The sequence below is a fragment of the Halosimplex salinum genome, from assembly GCF_003730195.1.
GTDB classification, from domain to species: domain Archaea; phylum Halobacteriota; class Halobacteria; order Halobacteriales; family Haloarculaceae; genus Halosimplex; species Halosimplex salinum.
Genome location: NZ_QWGG01000001.1, coordinates 611897 through 630131, shown reverse-complemented (window position 1 = coordinate 630131; position 18235 = coordinate 611897). Strand labels below are relative to the sequence as shown.

The 18235-nt window shown below is 68.2% G+C and carries 18 protein-coding genes and 1 tRNA gene; 12 read left to right on the top strand and 7 right to left on the bottom strand.

What is annotated here, in order from left to right; all coding sequences use genetic code 11:
• Positions 1–75: 75 nt before the first annotated feature.
• From D1409_RS03130 to D1409_RS03105, 6 genes are read left to right on the top strand one after another with little or no spacing between them, the layout of a single operon-like run.
• Positions 76–1869: a vWA domain-containing protein gene (locus tag D1409_RS03130; protein ID WP_123533923.1), complete on the top strand. Its 1794-nt coding sequence runs from the start codon at positions 76–78 to the stop codon at positions 1867–1869.
• Positions 1869–4235 carry a vWA domain-containing protein gene (locus tag D1409_RS03125; protein WP_123533921.1) on the top strand — a complete coding sequence of 789 codons (2367 nt, stop codon included), beginning with the start codon at positions 1869–1871 and terminating at the stop codon, positions 4233–4235. Before D1409_RS03130 ends, D1409_RS03125 begins: the two co-directional genes overlap by 1 nt.
• Complete coding sequence (locus tag D1409_RS03120; protein WP_123533919.1) at positions 4232–5044, top strand: uroporphyrinogen-III C-methyltransferase; 813 nt, start codon at positions 4232–4234, stop codon at positions 5042–5044. The genes D1409_RS03125 and D1409_RS03120 overlap by 4 nt, the downstream gene beginning before the upstream one ends.
• Entirely contained in the window at positions 5041–6009 is a 969-nt protein-coding gene (locus tag D1409_RS03115; RefSeq protein ID WP_123533917.1) for a DUF7502 family protein, read from the top strand. Before D1409_RS03120 ends, D1409_RS03115 begins: the two co-directional genes overlap by 4 nt.
• Positions 6010–6030: 21 nt before the next feature.
• Positions 6031–6990, top strand: a complete 960-nt coding sequence (locus tag D1409_RS03110; RefSeq protein ID WP_123533915.1) for an AAA family ATPase — start codon at positions 6031–6033, stop codon at positions 6988–6990.
• A 3-nt stretch (positions 6991–6993) separates the two neighbouring features.
• Positions 6994–7860, top strand: a complete 867-nt coding sequence (locus tag D1409_RS03105) for a DUF58 domain-containing protein (RefSeq protein WP_123533913.1) — start codon at positions 6994–6996, stop codon at positions 7858–7860.
• Positions 7861–7891: 31 nt separating this feature from the next.
• On the opposite strand, the gene D1409_RS03100 is transcribed toward D1409_RS03105, so the two are convergent.
• The gene (locus D1409_RS03100) at positions 7892–8446 is read right to left on the bottom strand and encodes an excalibur calcium-binding domain-containing protein (protein WP_123533911.1); all 555 of its coding nucleotides are present in this window, start codon (positions 8444–8446) and stop codon (positions 7892–7894) included.
• A 180-nt stretch (positions 8447–8626) separates the two neighbouring features.
• Between D1409_RS03100 and D1409_RS03095 the strand changes: the two genes are divergently transcribed.
• Complete coding sequence (locus tag D1409_RS03095; RefSeq protein ID WP_123533909.1) at positions 8627–9010, top strand: DUF7522 family protein; 384 nt, start codon at positions 8627–8629, stop codon at positions 9008–9010.
• Positions 9011–9241: 231 nt separating this feature from the next.
• Here the strand turns inward: D1409_RS03095 and D1409_RS03090 are convergent.
• The 4 genes from D1409_RS03090 to D1409_RS24275 form a co-directional block, all read right to left on the bottom strand.
• A tRNA-Trp gene (locus D1409_RS03090) sits at positions 9242–9417 on the bottom strand.
• A 54-nt stretch (positions 9418–9471) separates the two neighbouring features.
• Positions 9472–9702: a DUF5795 family protein gene (locus D1409_RS03085; protein WP_123533908.1), complete on the bottom strand. Its 231-nt coding sequence runs from the start codon at positions 9700–9702 to the stop codon at positions 9472–9474.
• A gap of 93 nt (positions 9703–9795) precedes the next feature.
• Positions 9796–10704, bottom strand: coding sequence for a DUF5794 domain-containing protein (locus tag D1409_RS03080; protein ID WP_123533906.1), 909 nt, complete (start codon positions 10702–10704; stop codon positions 9796–9798).
• Between the two features lie 4 nt (positions 10705–10708).
• Positions 10709–10924, bottom strand: a complete 216-nt coding sequence (locus tag D1409_RS24275; protein ID WP_164471548.1) for a hypothetical protein — start codon at positions 10922–10924, stop codon at positions 10709–10711.
• A 175-nt stretch (positions 10925–11099) separates the two neighbouring features.
• On the opposite strand from D1409_RS24275, the gene guaB reads away from it, so the two are divergent.
• The gene (guaB, locus tag D1409_RS03075) at positions 11100–12590 is read left to right on the top strand and encodes an IMP dehydrogenase (protein ID WP_123533904.1); all 1491 of its coding nucleotides are present in this window, start codon (positions 11100–11102) and stop codon (positions 12588–12590) included.
• A gap of 163 nt (positions 12591–12753) precedes the next feature.
• On the opposite strand, the gene D1409_RS25520 is transcribed toward guaB, so the two are convergent.
• On the bottom strand, positions 12754–12882 hold the full coding sequence (locus D1409_RS25520; protein ID WP_268895804.1) for a hypothetical protein: 129 nt from the start codon (positions 12880–12882) through the stop codon (positions 12754–12756).
• A gap of 126 nt (positions 12883–13008) precedes the next feature.
• Here D1409_RS25520 and D1409_RS03070 point away from each other — a divergent pair, with 126 nt between their 5' ends.
• Entirely contained in the window at positions 13009–13440 is a 432-nt protein-coding gene (locus D1409_RS03070; protein WP_123533902.1) for a GNAT family N-acetyltransferase, read from the top strand.
• A gap of 26 nt (positions 13441–13466) precedes the next feature.
• Here D1409_RS03070 and D1409_RS03065 read toward each other — a convergent pair whose 3' ends face one another.
• Positions 13467–14168: a TOBE domain-containing protein gene (locus tag D1409_RS03065; RefSeq protein WP_123533900.1), complete on the bottom strand. Its 702-nt coding sequence runs from the start codon at positions 14166–14168 to the stop codon at positions 13467–13469.
• A gap of 64 nt (positions 14169–14232) precedes the next feature.
• Between D1409_RS03065 and D1409_RS03060 the strand changes: the two genes are divergently transcribed.
• The 3 genes from D1409_RS03060 to D1409_RS03050 all read left to right on the top strand — a co-directional run bounded on the left by D1409_RS03060 (position 14233) and on the right by D1409_RS03050 (position 18154).
• Positions 14233–15219: an extracellular solute-binding protein gene (locus tag D1409_RS03060; RefSeq protein WP_123533898.1), complete on the top strand. Its 987-nt coding sequence runs from the start codon at positions 14233–14235 to the stop codon at positions 15217–15219.
• On the top strand, positions 15194–15991 hold the full coding sequence (locus D1409_RS03055; protein WP_123534814.1) for a molybdate ABC transporter permease subunit: 798 nt from the start codon (positions 15194–15196) through the stop codon (positions 15989–15991). The genes D1409_RS03060 and D1409_RS03055 overlap by 26 nt, the downstream gene beginning before the upstream one ends.
• Positions 15992–16807: 816 nt before the next feature.
• Entirely contained in the window at positions 16808–18154 is a 1347-nt protein-coding gene (locus tag D1409_RS03050; protein ID WP_123533896.1) for an orc1/cdc6 family replication initiation protein, read from the top strand.
• Positions 18155–18235 lie beyond the last annotated feature (81 nt).

The window sequence follows — 18235 nt, the reverse complement described above, 5'->3', positions numbered from 1 at the left end:
TCGGCGTCGTCCTCGGATCCCGACGGAGACACGTCAACACAAGACCAATATGGTTCCCGGGCGATCCGAGAGACGATGGCCCTCTCCGACGTGTTTCTCGCCCCGCTCGGTCTCGCGGCCGCGCTGGTGGTGGTCCCCATCGTCCTGCTGTACCTCATCCGGCCGGACCCCGACCGGGTGGAGCTCCCCACGTTTCGCTTCGTCGTCGACGAGCAGCGCCAGCGTGCGACGACGCCGCTGTTCGAACGGATCGCACGCAGTCTCCTGCTGTTGATCCAGATCCTCGCCGTCCTGTTGCTCGCGGGCTCGCTCGCGGCGCCCTACGTCCCCGTCGAGGAGCGCGCGGTCGTCGAGGAGACCGTGATCGTCGTCGACACGAGCGCGAGCATGGCGACGACCGACGGCGGCGAGACCAGACTCGACCGCGCGCTCGCGGCGGCCGACGAGGAGGTGACGACCCGGACCTCGGTCGTCACGACGGCCGGCGGCGGACAGGTGGTCGTCCGGCGCGGGCCGCCGAGCGCCGCTCGCGAGGCGCTCGAACGGCTCGACGCGACGGACGCGCCCGGAGACCTGCGCGGCGCCGTCGCGCAGGCGCGGGCGCTCTCGAACGAGGACGGCCGCGTCGTGGTGCTCAGCGACTTCGCGGGCGAGGAGTGGACGGACGCGGTCAGGTCGCTGCGCGCCAGGGGGCTGAGCGTGTCGCTCCGACAGTTCGACGCCGGCGGCGACGCCAACGTCGGCTTCGTCGACCGGCGGTTCAGACAGTCCGAGGTGACCCTCTCGGTGAAGAACTTCGGCGACGAGCCCGTCAGCCGCACCGTCAGCCTCGGCGACGAGGCGGAGACGGTCGACCTCGGCGCGGGCGACGTGGCGACGGTGACGTTCCCGGTGCCCGCGGGCGAAAGCGAGGCACGCCTCGAACCGGGCGACGACTTCGAGACGGACGACGCCGTCCCGGTCGTCGCGCCGGCGGACCCCACCGTCGACGTGCTCGTGCTGACGAACGACCGGAACCGCTACCTGACGACCGCCCTCTCGCTGGTCGACCAGGTCGACCTGACTGTCGACAACCCGCCGACGACGGTCGAGTCCGAGTACGACGTGGTGATCTACAGCAACGTCGACGCCGACTCGTTGCTCCCGGGCAACGTCGAAACGGGCAGGGACGCCATCGCCGCGGGCGGCGGCGTCGCCGTCCAGGCCCAGCAGGACCTCCCCGACCGGCTCGGCGACCTCCTGCTGGTCGAGCCGGGCGAGCTCGCCACGGCGCCGACGATCCGGCGGACGGCCGAGACGGACCTGACGGACGGGATCGACTTCCAGCCGCCCGACGAGTACCTGACCGGGACGCTCCGCTCGGGGGAGACGCTCGTCGAGTTGCGCGACGGGACGCCGCTGCTCGCGACCGACCGGCGCGAGGGCGGACGGCTCATGTACTACGGGTACATCGAGGAGCGGTCGAGTTTCAGGTACAACTACCAGTATCCGGTGTTCTGGAAGCGCGCCGTCTTCCACCTCGCCGGGCGGGAGCCGCTGTCGGCGCTCAACCACGAGACCGGCGACGCGGTCCAGTTCGACGCCGACCGCGTGACGGGGCCGTCCGGTCCGCTCGACGGTCCGACGGTCACCCTGCGGGAGGCGGGGCTGTACACCGCCGGCGACCACGCGGAGAGCGCAGCGCTGATCGACGAGCGCGAGTCGACCGTCGACGTCGAGTCGCTCTCCGAGCGGACCGGGTCGGCCGAGAACGTCACGACGGAGGAGACGCGGACCGTCCCGCAACGGGTCACCGAGTTCGCCGCGCTCGGGGCGCTCCTCGTGGTCCTCGTGGAGATCGGATACCTCCGACGGCGGGGTGAGCTGTGATGTCCGTCTCCTACTCGCTGGACGGGCTCACGGTCGGGGTCGAACAGCTCTGGCCGCTCGCGGCCCTGCCCGTGGCGGTGGCGCTGCTCGCGTACCTGATATTCCGCGGGGATGGTGGGTCGCGCTCCGCGTCGCGACGGAGCCGGCGGCTCCTGTTCGCGAGCCGCGTCCTCGTCGTCGTCCTCCTCGTCGCCGGGGCGATGGGGCCGTACACGGTCCAGACGCGGGAGACGCCGGGGGAACCGCGTGTGACGATGCTGGCCGACGAGTCGGCGAGCATGGGCGTGTTCCCGAACGCGACAGACGACCTCGTCGACGACGTCGAGAGCGCCGGCGTCCCGGTCACCACGGCGACCGTCGCCAGCGGCGACGACTCGCGGATCGGCGACGGCGTCGCGGCCAACCTCCGGGAGAACGGGACGGTCGTCGTCGTCTCCGACGGGCAGGTGACCGGCGGACGGAGCCTCGCCGTCGCCGCCGAGGACGCGCAGGCGCTGAACGCGACCGTCAGCGCCGTCGAACTCTCGCCCGAACGGACCGAGCGCGCCGTCTCCGTCGCCGGCCCGTCGACCGCGAGCGTCGGCCTCTCGACGGAGTTCGTCGTCTCGCTCGCGGGCGTCGAGGCCGACGAGTCCGTGCCGGTAACGGTCGAGGTCGACGGGGAGGAAGTCCGCGAGGCGGACGTCGCCGCCGGAGAGGCCGTCTCCGTCGAGCACACCTTCGAGTCGGTCGGTGACCACCGGGTGACCGCGCGGGTCGAGGGAGACGACGTCTACGAGCGCAACGACGTGTACTACCACGACGTGCGCGTCGTCGAGAAGCCCGACCTGCTGTACGTCGCGGGCGGCGACTACCCCCTGCAGAGCTACCTCGGGTCGCTGTACAACGTGACGAACGCGACGGCGGTCCCGGACGACCTCGACGACTACGCCGCGGTCGTCGTCCAGGACACGCCGGCGTCACAACTGGGCAACGTCAGCGCGCTCCAGGAGCACGTCATCGACGGCGGCGGACTGGTGACCGTCGGCGGCGACAACGCCTACCAGCAGGGCGGCTACGAGGAGTCGCCCATCGCCTCGATGCTCCCGGTCAGGATGGGCAACGCGACGGGCGGGCAGACCAACATCGTGCTGCTCGTCGACATCTCCGGGAGCGCCGAGGAGGGGCTCGCGACGCAGAAAGGCATCGCGCTCGACGTGCTGGACCAGCTCGGCGACCGGAACCAGGTCGGCGTCGTCGCGTTCGGCGGCGAGCCCTACCGGATCGCCGACCGCCGCCAGCTCGGCGAGGTCCGCGAGGAAGTGGCCGAACGGATCCGTCGCCTCCAGACGACACGCGGCGGGACGAACGTCGCCAACGGACTCCTCGGCGCGGACGAGATGCTCGGGGACAACCCCGGGACGATCATCCTGCTGAGCGACGGCAGGGACGACCCCGAGCGGCCCGCCGCCGTCGCCAGCCAGCTGGGCCGGCAGGGCGTCCGGGTGATCACCGTCGGCGCGGGCGACGACGTGAACGAGGACACCCTCCAGCGCATCGCCGAGCGGTCGGGCGGTTCGTACTACGCCGCCGACGAGACGAGCCGCCTCCGACTGCTGTTCGGGGGGAGCTCGCGGCAGTTCCGCGGCCAGAACCTCACCGTCGTCAAGCAGAACACGTTCATCACGAGCGGCGTGACGCTGACCGCGAACCCCTCGCAGGCCAACGAGGTCGCGGTCAAGGCGGGCGCGGACTACCAGGTCGCGACCGCCGACGGGACGCCCGCCATCGCCTCCTGGCGGTTCGGCCTCGGGCGGGTCGTCTCGATCACCGCCTACGGCGAGGACGGCGGGCTCGACGGCCTGCTGGAGGAGCCCGACTCGCTCGTCGTGACGAAGTCGGTCAACTACGCCATCGGCGACCCCGAGCGGACCCGGACCGGCGTGACCGACGTGAGCGACGCCCGCGTCGGGACTCCGGCGACGCTGACCTACCGCGGCGACGAACGCCCGAGCGTCGACAACGTCAGCTTCCGACAGATCGCCGAGCGGACCTACCGAGGTGAGTTCACCCCGCGGACGGCCGGCTACCACGAGACCCTCGACACGAGCTACGCCGTCAACTACCCCGTGGAGTACGGTCGCCTCGGCGTCGAACCCGACCTGGAGCGGCTGGTCGACCTGACCGGCGGCCGGGAGTTCGCTCCCGACGAGGGGGCGGCGATCGCGCGACTGGCACGCGAGCAGTCGACGCGCGTCCGCACGGTGCGAGACGCGTGGGGCTGGGTCGCGTTGCTGGGCGCGTTCGTCGTCTTCTCAACCGAAGTGATCGTCCGGCGAGTTCAAGTGTACCGCGGTCGCACGTCACTGACGAGTGGTCTCCCATGAGCGCAGTCGGCCGTAACATCAGTCTCGGACTGGTCGCCCTCCTCGTCCTCACCGTCGCCGGCGCCGCGGGAGCGACCGTCTTCTACCAGGACTCGGCCGAGCAGCTCCGGTCACAGAACGACGACCTCCGCACGGAGAGAACGCAACTGACCGACGAACTGAACCAGACCCGGACGCAGCTTGAACAGACCCGATCACAGCTCAACCAGACGCGGAGCAGGCTCGACACGCGCACGCAGGACGTCGACCAGGTCGCCGCGGAACTCAACCGGACGGAGCGCCAGCTCAACGCCACCGAAGCGCAGTTGACCCGCACGCGCCGACTCCTCTCGGACGCGCGGGAGAACGTCTCCCGCCTCGAATCCGAGGTCGGCGCCCTCGAACAGCGGCGAGACGAGCTCGAGACGCAGGTGTCGGACCTGCGAGACGAGCGCGACGAACTCCAGTCGACCGTCAGCGACCTCCGTAGCCGGGTGGACACCCTCGAAACGGACCTGGCGAACACGGAAGACCGGATCGACGAACTCGAGGGCAGGCTCGCGGAGCGCGACGCCCGAATAAACGAACTGGAGTCCAACGTGAGCAGCCTCCAGACCGAGCTAGAGAACGAGGAGGAACGCGTCGGCGAACTCGAGAACGAGGTCCAGAACCTCGAAGAGACCCTCGCGGAGCGCGACGACCAGATCCGCTCTCTCAGAGCGAGACTGGACAGCAAGAACCAGACGATCAGCGATCTCGAGTCCGACCTGAACACTCTCTGTTCGGACCCCGATAACCGGAACGAGACCGCGTGCGAGGGGCACGGATGAGCGACGACACGCCGGCTGCCGGCGGCGGCGTCGCACGAGACACGGACGCCCCTCACGACCCGGACGACTCCCGCGATCGGATGGAGCGAGCGATCACGGAGATCCGCCGCGAAGGGTGGAAAGCGGCCGTCACGGTCGGTGTCGTCGAAGCCGTGGCCGTCTTCCTCGGCGCGAATCTCGTGCTGTCGGCGCTCGGCCCGGCGTGGCTCCCGGAGCGGATCTCGGTCCCGTCGAGCGTGACCGGCCCCGTCGGTGACGCGATCGGACGGGACCTGGGCGCCGCCGGGATCCCCGGGTCGGCGACGGTGGCGGTCGCCGTCGGCGCGCTCGCGTTCGCGCTCGCGGTCGGCCTGCGAGTGCGCGACCCCCTCGTCGAACAGTTCGAGGCGGTCAACCCGCAGGTCGCCGAGAAGCTGCGGACCGCCCGGGACGCCGTCGAGGACGACGCCGAGTCGCGGATGGCCCGCCGGCTCTACGCCGAGGTGCTGGCGGACCTGCGGACGAGTTCGGCGTTCGGACTCGTGAACGTCGGGCGGCTGGGCGCGGTGACCGTCGTGGCCGTCGCGCTGAGTCTCGCGACCGTCCAGGTCGCCGTCGTCGACGTGGCGCTGTTCGACCGGCCGGAGCCCGCGACCGACGGCGGGACCGGGGAACCGGAGGAGTACACCGGCCTGCGTGACGGCGAACGCGTGCTCGGCGACCGCGAGGAGGTGTCGGCGGGCGAGGACAACCAGACGGCGGAACTCGAGTCGACCGGCGGCGGGCGCGACGTCGACGAGGAGCGGACCTTCCCGGACCGCGAGCGGAGCGGCGGGAGCGACGGGAGTTCGAGCGGCGTCGACAGCCAGCAGGCGGAGTTCGCCGGCCCCGACCAGGTCGAGGACGCCGACCTCGTCCGCGAGTACAACCGCCGCATCCGCGACCAGGAGCGCGACGACGCGGACGACGCCGCTGACGAGAACTGACCGCCCTGAGACCCACCACCCATGCAAGACGAACCAGACATCGACGAGTTCGACGACGTAGAGGCACTGCAGGACCGACTCGCGACCGCCCGCGCGGAGGTCGGCAAGCGCATCGTCGGCCAGCGGGAGGTGCTCGAACAGCTGTTCGTGTGCATCCTCGCCGACGGCAACGCGCTCCTCGAGTCCAACCCCGGACTGGGCAAGACCACGATGGTCCGCACCGTCGCCGAGGTGACGGATCTCGCCTTCTCGCGCGTCCAGAACACCCCGGACCTGATGCCCTCCGACATCACCGGGACCGAGATCATCCGCGAGACCGAGACCGGGCGCGAGTTCGTCTTCGAGAAAGGCCCGATCTTCGCCAACGTGGTCCTCGCGGACGAGATCAACCGGGCGACGCCCAAGACCCAGGCCGCCCTGCTCGAAGCGATGCAGGAGCGTCAGGTGACCGCTGGCGGCGACACCTACAGTCTCCCCGAACCCTTCTTCGTCCTCGCGACGCAGAACCCCATCGACCAGGGCGGCACCTACGCCCTCCCGGAGGCCCAGACCGACCGCTTCATGCTCAAACTCGTGGTCGATTACCCGGAGGCCGACGAGGAGCGCGACATCGTCGACCTGTACACGAGCGGCGCTCGGCAGGTCCCCGTCGAACAGGTGCTGACCCGCGCGGAGATCCGCGAAGCGCAGGACCTCGTCCGCGAGGTGCCCATCGCCGACGACCTCCGCGACCGGGCGATAGAACTCGTCCGCGCGACCCGCGAGGCCGAGGCAGTGGAGTTCGGCGCCAGCCCCCGCGCGAGCATGGCGCTCGTGGTGGCGTCGAAGGCCCGGGCGTTCCTCGACGGCCGCAACCACGTCTCGGCCGAGGACATCGAGGCGCTCGCAGCGCCGGTCCTGCGCCACCGCATCATCCTCGACTTCCGCGCCGAGCGCGACGGACAGACCCCCGACGACGTGATCGAGTCCCTGCTGGAGTGAGCCGTGACGATACATCCGGGCTTCCTCGACGAACTAGACCGCTTCGACGCGGCGCTGGACCGCGAGACCGCCGCTGTCCGCCAGGGCGAACAGCAGTCGCCCCGAGTGGGTGAGGGGCTGACCTTCAGCGACTACCGCCGGTACTCCCCCGGCGACGACACGCGCCTGATCGACTGGAAACTGTTCGCCCGCACCGAGGAGTACTACATCAAGCAGTTCGAGGAGGAGCGAAATCTGACCGTCCACACGCTCCTCGACTCCAGCGCGTCGATGGACTACGGCCGGGGGAACGTCCACAAGTTCGAGTACGGCGCGAAGATCGGACTCGGCTTCTGCTATCTCACCGCCGAGGAGCACAACGACTTCCGCTTCTCGACGATCGGCGAGCGCGTGAATCGGCTGGACACCGGCCGCTCGAATCGCGGGGAAGTGCTGGCGCTCATCGACCAGATCAACGGGTTAGGGCCCGAGGGCGAGGTGGACTTCGAGACCGTCCTCTCGGCCTACGCCGACCAGATCCGCTCGCGGTCGCTGGTGGTGCTGGTGACCGACTGCCTGGCCGAACCCGAGGCGATCGAATCCGGGGTGTCGGCGCTCGCTCGGAACGACGTGGACGTGCTCGTAGTTCGGGTCGTGGCGCCGGAGGAGCGTGACCCCGACGTGGTCGGGGACGCGCTGTTCGCCGACCCGGAGACGGAGACGACCCGCCGCTCGTACTTCAGTCAGTCACTGGCCGACTCGTATCGGTCGCGCCTCGACGCGCACGTCGACGAAGTGAAGAACCGGGTGACCGGGCTGGGCGGGGAGCACGTGCTCGTGGACACTGGCGAGGAGTACTTCGACTCCTTCGCGAGCGTGTGGCTGGGGTGACGGTCGACGGGCGCTCGAATCCTGCGGCCGATTACGGAAGATGTTCGCAGGCCACGCCGTCACCGTCGCCGTCTAGCCCGTGTGCCCCGTTCGACTCCTCGTACACTTCCTGTGCGGCCCGTTGCGACGAGAAGTCGTCGCAGTCGTAGTCACCGCTGTACCCGGACGACTCGCCGGACCGTTCGGAGCGGTCCGTCTCCGGTGTGGGTTCCGGCGGCGTCTCGGCCCCCTCGGACTCCAGCGGGTTGTCGAACTGCGTGGCGAGGTCGCCCTCGGACGCTACAACGGCGCCACCACCGCCGACTGCCGCGACGACGAGCACGAACGCGACGATACCGCGGCCGGGTCTCCCGAAGAAACTCAGTGCACTGCCGAACAGCGCCCCGACCGCGATGGCGAGGTTCGAACCGGCCGCCACGAGGTTCAACTGGACGAGGACGCCCGCGAACTGCCAGAGATAGACCGCGGCGACCCCGAGTCCGACCACGGTGAGGGCGTTCTTGAGACGGGTGAGAGCGAGAACGAGGACTATCCACAGCACGCTGAAGAAGTTCCGACGAAATCGCCGCCACGCGCTACTGGCCATCTACTTGCTACGTCACTGTAGTCTTCGTACAAAAATTCCCGCGTTCCAGACCCCGAGTCGACGGCGTCTCGAACCGCGATGTGGGGATGCTCGGTGTGTCTCGGACCCGGACGCGTCGCGTGTGCGACTGGTAACCCACTGGCAAGTGATGATTTACAGCCATGTTCCGTACCGTCTGCCATGCGATCGTCCGAAGATCTGGCCGAACTCGAATCGGAACTCGTCAGCGTCTCTCGAACCGCGATCGGCGACGACGTCCGTAGTATCACGTACTTCACCGCCGACGATTACGAGCAGTTGTACCTCCGGAGCGACCTGGAACAGGACGCCGACCTGGAACCGTTCGTCGCGAACGAACGACTCGGGTTCACCTCCCAGCAGACCTACGACGAGACTGAACTCGGTGAGTACCAGTTCACCATTCGCGTCTTCGAGTGGGGCTCTATCACGAGGACCATTGTCGGCGACCACGGCGTGTTCGTGACGACCGACCCGCTCAGTCTCGACGAGTTCAGGGAAGTAGAGCGCTCTATCAGGACGGTTCTCGAAGAGTTCAGTGACTGAACGGGTAGAGCGTTTTGGGTTGGCCTGTGGGCACCGACGGGATACAGAGGAGATTCTAAGGAAGGTTTAAATACGGTATGGGGTCGGAGTGGATTTTCACCCGACCGCGAGACGGTCGCTCACTTCGTTCGCGCTCCGACTCGCGTGGTTCAAATCCCACCGAGACATCCGTCGCGCCTCACGACTGGCGAGCACACGAGGTGCTCGCCGTCGTAGTTCGGCGCAGAAGTATGGGGTCGGAGGGATTTGAACCCCCGATCGACTGATATCTCCGGTTGCGCCTCGGAACCCCAGAGGGTCATCACAGGGTCAGTGATCAGCCGACCCGTTCAGTATATCAGCTGGAGTGTCGTCCCGGGCGCGTTGCCTCTGGAGTCAGTCGCCATGCCGGACTTGGCCACGACCCCGCCTGCATGCATCGGTAAGCCCAATCCCACTAAAGGGGTTTCGGTCTCTGGCGTTCAGTCGTCGTCTTCGATCGCGGACCAGTCGCAGTCCTGGCACTTGTAGCCGGTCACGAACGACGTGACGCCGGGCATGTAGCCGACTTCGAGGACGTCGCCGGCGCACTCGGGACACTCCCGGTCTGCGTCCTCGATGGCTTCGGCGTCCATGACCGATTCGCCCTCGATGAGTTCCGCGAGGCTCTTGGGCGTGACCATCCGCCCCTGCACGACGCGATTGTCTGCCATACCGTTGCATGGCCGCGCCCCCGCTAAAGCCCTTCCACTCACGGCTGAGGATCGGGTCGCTACGTCCGAAGAACGGAAGTCGAATTCACCGACTCACAGCCACGGCGCGCGTTCGTCGTCGGTGGTGACGTAGTTGGAGACGCGGCCGGGGACGGATTCGGACTCCGAGTCCTCGGCATCGGCTTCGTCGCCGCTTGCGTCCTCGACGTCGCCGCCGTCGGCGACAGCGGCGTCGTCCGGCGTGTCACCGGGGACGACGTCGTACTCGCGCGCGCCGTCGGGATCGAAGGCGAACAGGGCGGTCACGCCGAGGACGGCCAGTGCGAGGGGCGCGTCGCCGGGGACGAGCCCGAAGATCGAGAGCGGGAGCACGCCGAGCGCGACGGCGCTGCCGAAGCGGAAGCGGTCGATGTCGACCGCGGCGCGCAGGCGCGGGCCGAGCAGGGCGACCAGGAGCGCGAAGCCGACGCCGACGCCCGCCGCCGCCACCGCTCGCGCGACCAGTTCGAGGTCGGTCGTCACCGTCAGCGCGAGGCCGCTCGGGTCGAAGCTCGCGACGAGACCGAGGCCGATGATGACCGCGGGGCGGGGGAGATACTCGCCGATGCGGGCGCTGGCGGTCTTGGCGGCGACCGCGAGGATGACGAGGCCCGCGAAGCGCTCGAAGACGACCATCGAGAGCATGTCGCGGATGGTCGGCGCGAGCGCGGCCTCGACGGCGGCGACCGGTATCAGGACCGCACCGACGGCGAGGATGGTCGTCACCTGCTCGCGGCGGGTGCCGTCCATCTCGGCGAGGATGACCGCGACGGTGGCGCTCCCGCCGAAGATGAGCAGGCCGACCTCGAGGATGCCGATGGGGTCCGAGAGCGCGCCCGCGAGGACGAGTGCGGGGAAGATGCCGTCGACCAGCGGGAGACACATGATGGTCGCGAGGAGCTTCGTCGCACCGCCGACCTGCCGCTCGACGGTGAGCGCGACCGGGTGCTGGGAGCTACTCATGCACTCAGCAGTGGCCGTCTCCCGTGGCCAGTGGGTGTCCCGATCCTCGATACGGTCCTCGGCGACCGGTAGACTGCCACCAGTCGGCGCCGAAGTTCGAGGTGGGGATCTCCGCGAAGTCCCGTTTGAAGAAGTCGGCAGAAGCTGTGAACGCGACGCTCGATGCGTCGCGGGCAGTCTTCTGACCGATGCCAGCAGCGATGGGACTGGCGGAATCCATGTTTATCATTATTTTCCAGTTGGGTATAAGGATTGCGTGAGAGACGGCCACATACGGCGCGAACGTGCCCGAATCGGGCGTCAGATGTGCCGAACGGCCGTTCGGAGTCTCGGGAACGGGTCCCACGGAGCGACCGTCTCGCAACGTTTTTGGCCCGGCGGGGGCGACGATTTACATGGCGAACGATTCCGAACCGTTCTCGGAGAAACTCCGCGTACCTGAGGCGCTGACGTTCGACGACGTACTCCTCCGTCCCAAGGAGAGTCGGGTCGAGGCCGACGAGGCCGACACGACGACGCGCGTGTCGAAGAACGTCCAGTTGCAGGTGCCGGTGCTCACGGCGGCGATGGACACCGTCACCGAGAGCGATATGGCGATCGCGATGGCTCGCGAGGGTGGACTTGGCGTCATGCACCGCAACATGAGCGTCGACGAGATGGTCACAGAGATAGAGCGCGTCAAGCGCGCCGACGAGCTCATCATCCGCGACGTGGTGACGGCCTCACCCGACCAGACGGTCCGAGAGGTCGACGAGATGATGGCACGCGCCGGCGTCTCCGGCGCGCCCGTGGTCAGCGACGACGGTGACGTCCTGGGGATCATCTCCGGGACGGACATCCGCCCGTACCTCGAAGTCGGCGAGTCCGACGAGGTGCGCGAGGCGATGACCGACGAAGTCATCACCGCGCCCGAAGACGTGACGCCGCGCGAAGCGCTCGAACTCATGTACGAACACAAGATCGAGCGCGTCCCCATCGTCGACGACGGCAACCGCCTGGTCGGCCTCATCACGATGCAGGGGATCCTCCAGCGCCGCGAGTACGACGCGGCCGCTCGCGACGAGGACGGCGCCCTCCGCGCGGGCGTCGCCGTCGGCCCGTTCGAGGCAGAGCGCGCCGAGGCCGCGGACGAGGCCGGCGCCGACGTGCTGTTCATCGACTGCGCCCACGCGCACAACCTCAACGTCGTCGACAGCGCTCGCGAGATCACCGACGAGGTCGACGCCGACGTGGTCGTCGGCAACGTCGGCACACGGGAAGCGGCCGAGGCCGTCGTCGACTTCGCCGACGGCATCAAGGTGGGCATCGGTCCCGGCTCCATCTGTACGACGCGCGTCGTCACCGGCGCCGGGATGCCCCAGATCACCGCCGTCGCGCAGGTCGCCGATGTCGCGAGCCAGCACAACGTGCCCGTCATCGCCGACGGGGGCATCCGCTACTCCGGCGACGCCATCAAGGCCATCGCCGCCGGTGCCGACGCCGTCATGCTGGGATCGTACTTCGCCGGCACGGACGAGGCGCCGGGCCGCGTCGTCACGATGAACGGCAAGAAGTACAAGCAGTACCGCGGCATGGGCTCGGTCGGCGCGATGCAGTCCGGCGGCGGCGACCGCTACCTCAAGGACGTCGACGAGGACGAGGAAGAGGAGATGGTCCCCGAGGGCGTCGAGGCCGCGACGCCCTACAAGGGCACGCTCGCCAGCGAACTCCACCAGCTCGTCGGCGGCATGAAATCGGGCATGGGCTACGTCGGCGCCGAGACCATCCCCGAGTTCAAGAACCGCGCCGAGTTCGTGAAGGTCTCGCAGGCCGGCCAGCAGGAAGGCCACCCCCACGACGTGGTCATCACCGACGAAGCACCCAACTACAGCCCAGACGACGCGTAATCGAGCCGTCTACGCGTACTGGCCGCTGACCGCAGTGAATCCGACGACGGACGGCCCTGCTTTTCGAACCGCTTCGGTCGCTTCTCGACCCGCCGGTGCGCTCGGCACCGGGCCTGATCTCGGCCTCCGCCGGCCCCCCAGTCCGTGCCCGACCGGAACGACGTCAGACCAGTCCGGTGCCGACCGATTCACAGCGCGGACTGCAGTAGCTCGTTTCGGCGGCGCGTGCGCTGGGATGGGCCGCGAACTCACCGTCACAGTTGTCGCAGTCGTAGGTTTCGAAGTCGGACATACGATGGCCGAAGTAGGACCGCCAGTGGCAAAAAGGACACGCTGACAACACGACGACCGGCGCGACGGCTGTCCTGGGACCGCTCGACCGCAATTCTCAGGAGCGTCCGGCCACGAACGTTCTGGCATGACTGTCGACGTGCGAGTCGCAGAGAGCGACCCCGACCGGGAGGCGGCGCTCTCCGTCCGCCGCGAGGTCTTCATCGAGGAACAGGGCGTCCCCGAAGACATCGAGATGGACGGCAGAGACGACGAGGCCGTCCACTTGGTCGCGACAGCCGGGGGTGAACCGGTCGGCGCCGCACGGCTCCGCGAGGTCGACCCGGGCGTCGGGAAAGTAGAGCGGGTCGCGGTCGTCGACGAGCGACGCGGTGAGGGGATCGGACGCGACCTGATGGACACGCTCGAAGCGACCGCCGCCGACCGCGGTATCGACCGCCTCATCATGCACGCCCAGACCCACGTCGAAGCGTTCTACCGGCGGCTCGGCTACGAGACGACGAGCGACGTGTTCGAGGAAGCCGGTATCGACCACGTCGAGATGGAAAAGACGCTCTGACCGGCCGGCTGTCGCCGTCGTACGGGTCAGTCGCCACCGCCCGCTCCGGGCGCGGCCGTCGCGCGCGTCGCCGTCGCCTTGAACGATGCGACGACGAATTCTCCCGCTTCCAGCCCCAGTTCTCGGCGGCTCGTCTCTGTGACCCGGACGACGAGCGGATCGTTCGCGCCCACGTCGATACGGACCAGCGCCGTCCCCTCGCCAGGGTCGACGTCGACGACGGTTCCCCCGAATCGGTTGCGCGCGCTCGTCTCGCCACCGCTGGGAGCGCTCTCGGGCGCGTGAAGCGTGACCGCGTCTGAGCGAAAGGAGACCTGCACGTCCTCGGCGTCAGTGAGAGCGAGCGCGCGGACGCTCCCCGCGACCGTCTCGACGGTGACGAGGTCGCCGTCCCGTTCCTCGACCGTGCCGTCGAGGACCAGTCGCTCCGTGGTGGCCGTGCCCTCCAGCGTGGCCTGGAGTCGGTCGAACTGGGCGAGCAACTCGCGGGCGTCGTCGGTCAGTCGGCTGCCGCCGCCCTGGCTCCCGCCGCGCTCGCGCTCGACGAGTGACCCCGCCTCCGCTTCGAGGTCACCGATCCGCGCGTGCGCTCTGGAGTACGAGCGCCCCAGCGCCGACGCCGCCGCGTTGAGCGACCCCTCCGCGGCGACCGCGCGCAACAGCGCCGCGTCTCGACCGTCGAAGGACTCGTCGCCCACCCGGAGATGTGCCTCGAATCCCGCGTCCATACCGCCCCGTCGACCGGCCCGACCAAAATCGTTATGTCTCGACCGACACAACGTCGATATGTCTATGCCGACACAACGGTCGGGAGGCGATCGCGGGCGGTCGACACAACGGTCGGGGGACGGGCACGGGCTGCCGACACGACGGTGGTTTCTTCGAACGGTCGGTGCCGCCGGAGCAGCGGGTGGGGCCGCTACTCTGAGCGGCTGTGCCGGGAGCGTCGGGAGCGTCGCCGGCGCCGGCGATGAGAGCGACGAGGCCGTTTCGGTCCTCGCCGCAGGAAGCCTCCAGTTGCCCCTCTCGGAGGGGTTTCGGGCGGCCGTCGACCGACCGGTGCGAGTCGAGACCCACGGTTCCGTGACGGTCGCCAGACTGGTCACGGAGGGCAGGCGGGACCCCGATATCGTCGCGCTCGCCGATCCCGTGCTGTTCGAGGGGGTACTCGACACCGACTGGCACGTCCGATTCGCGACGAACGCGCTCGTGGTCGCTTACGACCGGGAGAGCGAGGGCGGTCGGCGCGTGCGCGACGCCGACCGCTGGTTCGACCCGGTTCTCGCGGACGAGGCGACGCTGGGGCGCACCGACCCCAATCTCGATCCGCTGGGGTACCGGACGCTGTTCGCCCTGGAACTCGCCGAGGGGTACTACGACCGGCCGAACTTGCGGGCGAACCTGACCGACTCACGGCAGGTGTACCCGGAGACGTCCCTGCTCTCCCGGTTCGAGACCGGCGATCTGGACGCCGCACTCGTCTACCGGAGTATGGCCGTCGACCGCGGCTACGAATACGTCGATCTGCCGACCGACGTCGACCTGAGCGACCCCGCCCGCGACGACAGGTACCGGACGACGAGCTACGACCTCCCGAGCGGCGAGACGGTCCGCGGCGCACCCATCGAGTACGGCGCGGTCGCCCGAACTGACGAGGAGCGAGTGAACGGGACCTTCGACCACCTCGTCGCCGGCGACTACCTCGCCGACCACGGCTTCGCCGTCCCCGAGACGTTCCCGGAATACAGTGGTGATCCCCCGCGTGGCATCCGCTCGTGAACGGGCGGCGTGGGAGACGGCCGTCCCCATCGCGGGCGCGACGCTGCTCGTCCTCTACGCGCTACCCGTCGCGTGGCTGTTCCTCGCCCGGTCGCCCGCCTCGGTCCTCGCGTCGCTGAACGAACCGTTCGTCGTCGGTGCCGCGCGGAACACGCTCGTCTCCGCGACCGCGAGCACGGCACTCGCGCTGCTGTTCGGCCTGCCGCTGGCCTACTGGCTCGCGCGCACCGACGTTCGCGGACAGACGCTCGTGACGGCCGTCGTCGCCTTCCCGCTCGTCCTCCCGCCGGTCGTCAGCGGGATGGTGCTGTTGAGCGCGTTCGGGTCGGACGGGCTCGGCGGACTCGTGGGAATATCCGTCGACGGGACGCTCTTCGGTGTGGTTCTCGCACAGACATTCGTCGCTTCCCCGTTCGTCGTCCTCTCGGCGCGGAGCGCGTTCGAACGCGTCGACCGTCACCTCGAAGAGGTCGCGTGGACGCAGGGCGTCTCGCGCTGGCGAACGCTCCGACGGGTGACGCTCCCGCTCGCTCGCCGCGGGATCCTCGCCGGCGCGACGCTGGCGTTCGCCCGTGCGGCCGGCGAGTTCGGTGCGACGCTCATGCTGGCGTACTACCCCCGCACCCTCCCCGTCCAGATATGGGCGACCTTCCAGGGCCGCGGGCTCGACGCCGCCGTCCCGGTCGCCGTCGTGCTCGTCGTCGTCGCGTCGGCCGCGCTGGTCGTGCTGAACACGCTCGGTCGATCGTCACCCGTCGGCGTCCGCGAGTAGTGTCGCCAGTCATCGAACCGACCGCCCAGTGGCGGCCACGACTCCCCCGCGCCACCGAGCTACTGCTCCGCCGAAGGGCACCCCGTGTGCGAAGTGAAATCCGACTATCTCTTCCTCCGATGGCGGTTCTCTTCTCCCCCCCACACCCCGTGTGCGAGATGAATTCGGGGAGGAGGGCGGGGTGGGTCTCCGGGGCTGCGGGTCGAACGTCGGGTGAACCACCGAAATTCCGCCCGAGACTCTCCGAGAAGACTCGACTCCGGTCCGCTATTGGAAACGGATACTTTTATGATATGGGCCTGAAAATAACTCTGTAATCCAGCTAGTGTCGGTCGGTTTGAAACAGATAGAAATGTGATACGACTCGCCAGAGCTCGGCGATGTTTCGTAGGAATCTACGCGTCCTCTCGCCGTTCACGCTTCTTCTCCGGCGACCCACCCGAAACCCGGTGAGAGGCGGCCGGTACCCCTCGGCCGAATTCATCTCGCACACGGGGTGGGGGTAGTCGGACCCGAGAGCGCGACGGGACCGCAGGGCGAGCAGAGACTGGTGAGTGATGCGGGACCGAAGAGCGATCCGAGACTGGGGAACGAGACGAAACGCCCGTCGAGACGTCTCGGCGGTACCGAGTGGTCGTCCGTCTCGCGTGCCATTTCACTTCGCACACGGGGTGGGGATCAGGAATTGACTTTGCCATCGGTCGAACGCCTTCAACACCCACGCCGCACAGATAGCTATATACGTCCGAATTCGCAGTATTTAATCTCGCACACGGTCTCAGGAAGTATATATAGGAGGACATCGAGACGGGTATCATGGCCAACGGCGACGATAGTTCGTCTCTCTCGGAATCCATCAAGGGCCGTCTTCAGGGAGGTGTCCAAAATTCCGTCTTCAGAGACAAGGGGTTGCTCGATCCGGACGTCGTCATCGACGAGGACCGCATCGTGGGTCGCGAGCAGCAGTTAGAAGACATCATCACGTACCTCCGTCCGGCGCTTCAGGGCAACAAACCGCCGAACATGCTCCTCTACGGTCCGTCCGGGACCGGGAAGTCGCTGATCATCAACGCCGTCTGCGAACAGGTGCTGGCGCTCTCGAAGTCCCAGGACGACCGCTTCGGCGTCATCAGGATCAACTGTCAGACGATCAAGTCCCACGACCGCGCCGTGTATCGGCTGGCGAAGAACGCCGCGACCGAAGCGGGCGTCGACCTCGGCGTCCCCGAGAGCGGCATCTCGACGGACCAGAAGCTCGAACGGTTCTACAATATCCTGAGCGACAACTTCGACTCGGTCATCATCATCCTCGACGAGGTCGACCTCCTCGTGGGTCGACAGCGAGACCCGAACGCCGAGCCGGCGTACTCGAAACTCCTCTATCAGCTCTCCCGCGCGACGCAGCTCGGCCGGATCGACGGCCACGTCTCGGTCGCCGCACTCACGAACGACCCCCGGTTCATGGAGGACCTCGACGGCCGCGCCGAGAGTTCGTTCAACCCGCAGGACGTCGTCTTCCAGGACTACGACGCGAATCAGCTGCAGGCGATCCTCGAACGACGGCGAGACGCCTATCAGGACGGGGTGCTCGAAGACGGGATCATCCCGCTCAGTGCCGCGTTCGCCGCACAGGACCACGGCGACGCGCGGAAAGCCATCGACCTGTTCCGGAAAGCCGGCGAGATCGCCGACCGGGAGGGCCAGGAGACGGTCCGTGAAGACCACGTCCGGGGGGCGCAGGAAGAGGCCGAACGCGACCGCACGCTGACCCAGATGCAGGGGCTCTCGGCACAGAAGAAGCTCTCCCTGTACGCGACAGCGGTCGTCCCCGTCTACTCCCAGCGGAGTTTGAACGCGGTGCCGAGTACCGTCGCCTACCGCGTGTACCAGTATCTCACGAGCCTCGTGGACACCGAGGAGAAGTCCCGCGATTCGTACCTCCGGTACATGAGCGAGGCGGAGACGTACAACTTCATCACGTCGGAGAAACGCGGCCGCGGCTACGGGAGCGGCGTCCACAAGGAGTACACCTTCATCGACGACCCGAAAGTCGTCGCGGAGACGCTACAGACCGATATCCGGCTCGAGGAGGTCGAAAACAACGAGGACCTCATCGAGTCCGTCGTCACCGCCCAGACCGAGGAGTTCTTCGAAGAGCACTAGCGCTCCGTCTCGACACCGTCCCGGACCGATTTCATCTCGCACACGGGGTGTCGGCTCGTCGGACGCCGGTTTCACTTCGCA

Coding starts and splice junctions, on each gene's coding strand:
- D1409_RS03130 (WP_123533923.1), top strand. CDS start 76: ATGGCCCTCTCCGACGTGTTTCTCGCCCCGCTCGGTCTCGCGGCCGCG.
- D1409_RS03125 (WP_123533921.1), top strand. CDS start 1,869: ATGTCCGTCTCCTACTCGCTGGACGGGCTCACGGTCGGGGTCGAACAG.
- D1409_RS03120 (WP_123533919.1), top strand. CDS start 4,232: ATGAGCGCAGTCGGCCGTAACATCAGTCTCGGACTGGTCGCCCTCCTC.
- D1409_RS03115 (WP_123533917.1), top strand. CDS start 5,041: ATGAGCGACGACACGCCGGCTGCCGGCGGCGGCGTCGCACGAGACACG.
- D1409_RS03110 (WP_123533915.1), top strand. CDS start 6,031: ATGCAAGACGAACCAGACATCGACGAGTTCGACGACGTAGAGGCACTG.
- D1409_RS03100 (WP_123533911.1), bottom strand. CDS start 8,446: ATGGCCAGTAGCGCGTGGCGGCGATTTCGTCGGAACTTCTTCAGCGTG.
- D1409_RS03095 (WP_123533909.1), top strand. CDS start 8,627: ATGCGATCGTCCGAAGATCTGGCCGAACTCGAATCGGAACTCGTCAGC.
- D1409_RS03085 (WP_123533908.1), bottom strand. CDS start 9,702: ATGGCAGACAATCGCGTCGTGCAGGGGCGGATGGTCACGCCCAAGAGC.
- D1409_RS03080 (WP_123533906.1), bottom strand. CDS start 10,704: ATGAGTAGCTCCCAGCACCCGGTCGCGCTCACCGTCGAGCGGCAGGTC.
- D1409_RS24275 (WP_164471548.1), bottom strand. CDS start 10,924: ATGGATTCCGCCAGTCCCATCGCTGCTGGCATCGGTCAGAAGACTGCC.
- guaB (WP_123533904.1), top strand. CDS start 11,100: ATGGCGAACGATTCCGAACCGTTCTCGGAGAAACTCCGCGTACCTGAG.
- D1409_RS25520 (WP_268895804.1), bottom strand. CDS start 12,882: ATGTCCGACTTCGAAACCTACGACTGCGACAACTGTGACGGTGAGTTC.
- D1409_RS03070 (WP_123533902.1), top strand. CDS start 13,009: ATGACTGTCGACGTGCGAGTCGCAGAGAGCGACCCCGACCGGGAGGCG.
- D1409_RS03065 (WP_123533900.1), bottom strand. CDS start 14,168: ATGGACGCGGGATTCGAGGCACATCTCCGGGTGGGCGACGAGTCCTTC.
- D1409_RS03060 (WP_123533898.1), top strand. CDS start 14,233: ATGCCGACACAACGGTCGGGAGGCGATCGCGGGCGGTCGACACAACGG.
- D1409_RS03050 (WP_123533896.1), top strand. CDS start 16,808: ATGGCCAACGGCGACGATAGTTCGTCTCTCTCGGAATCCATCAAGGGC.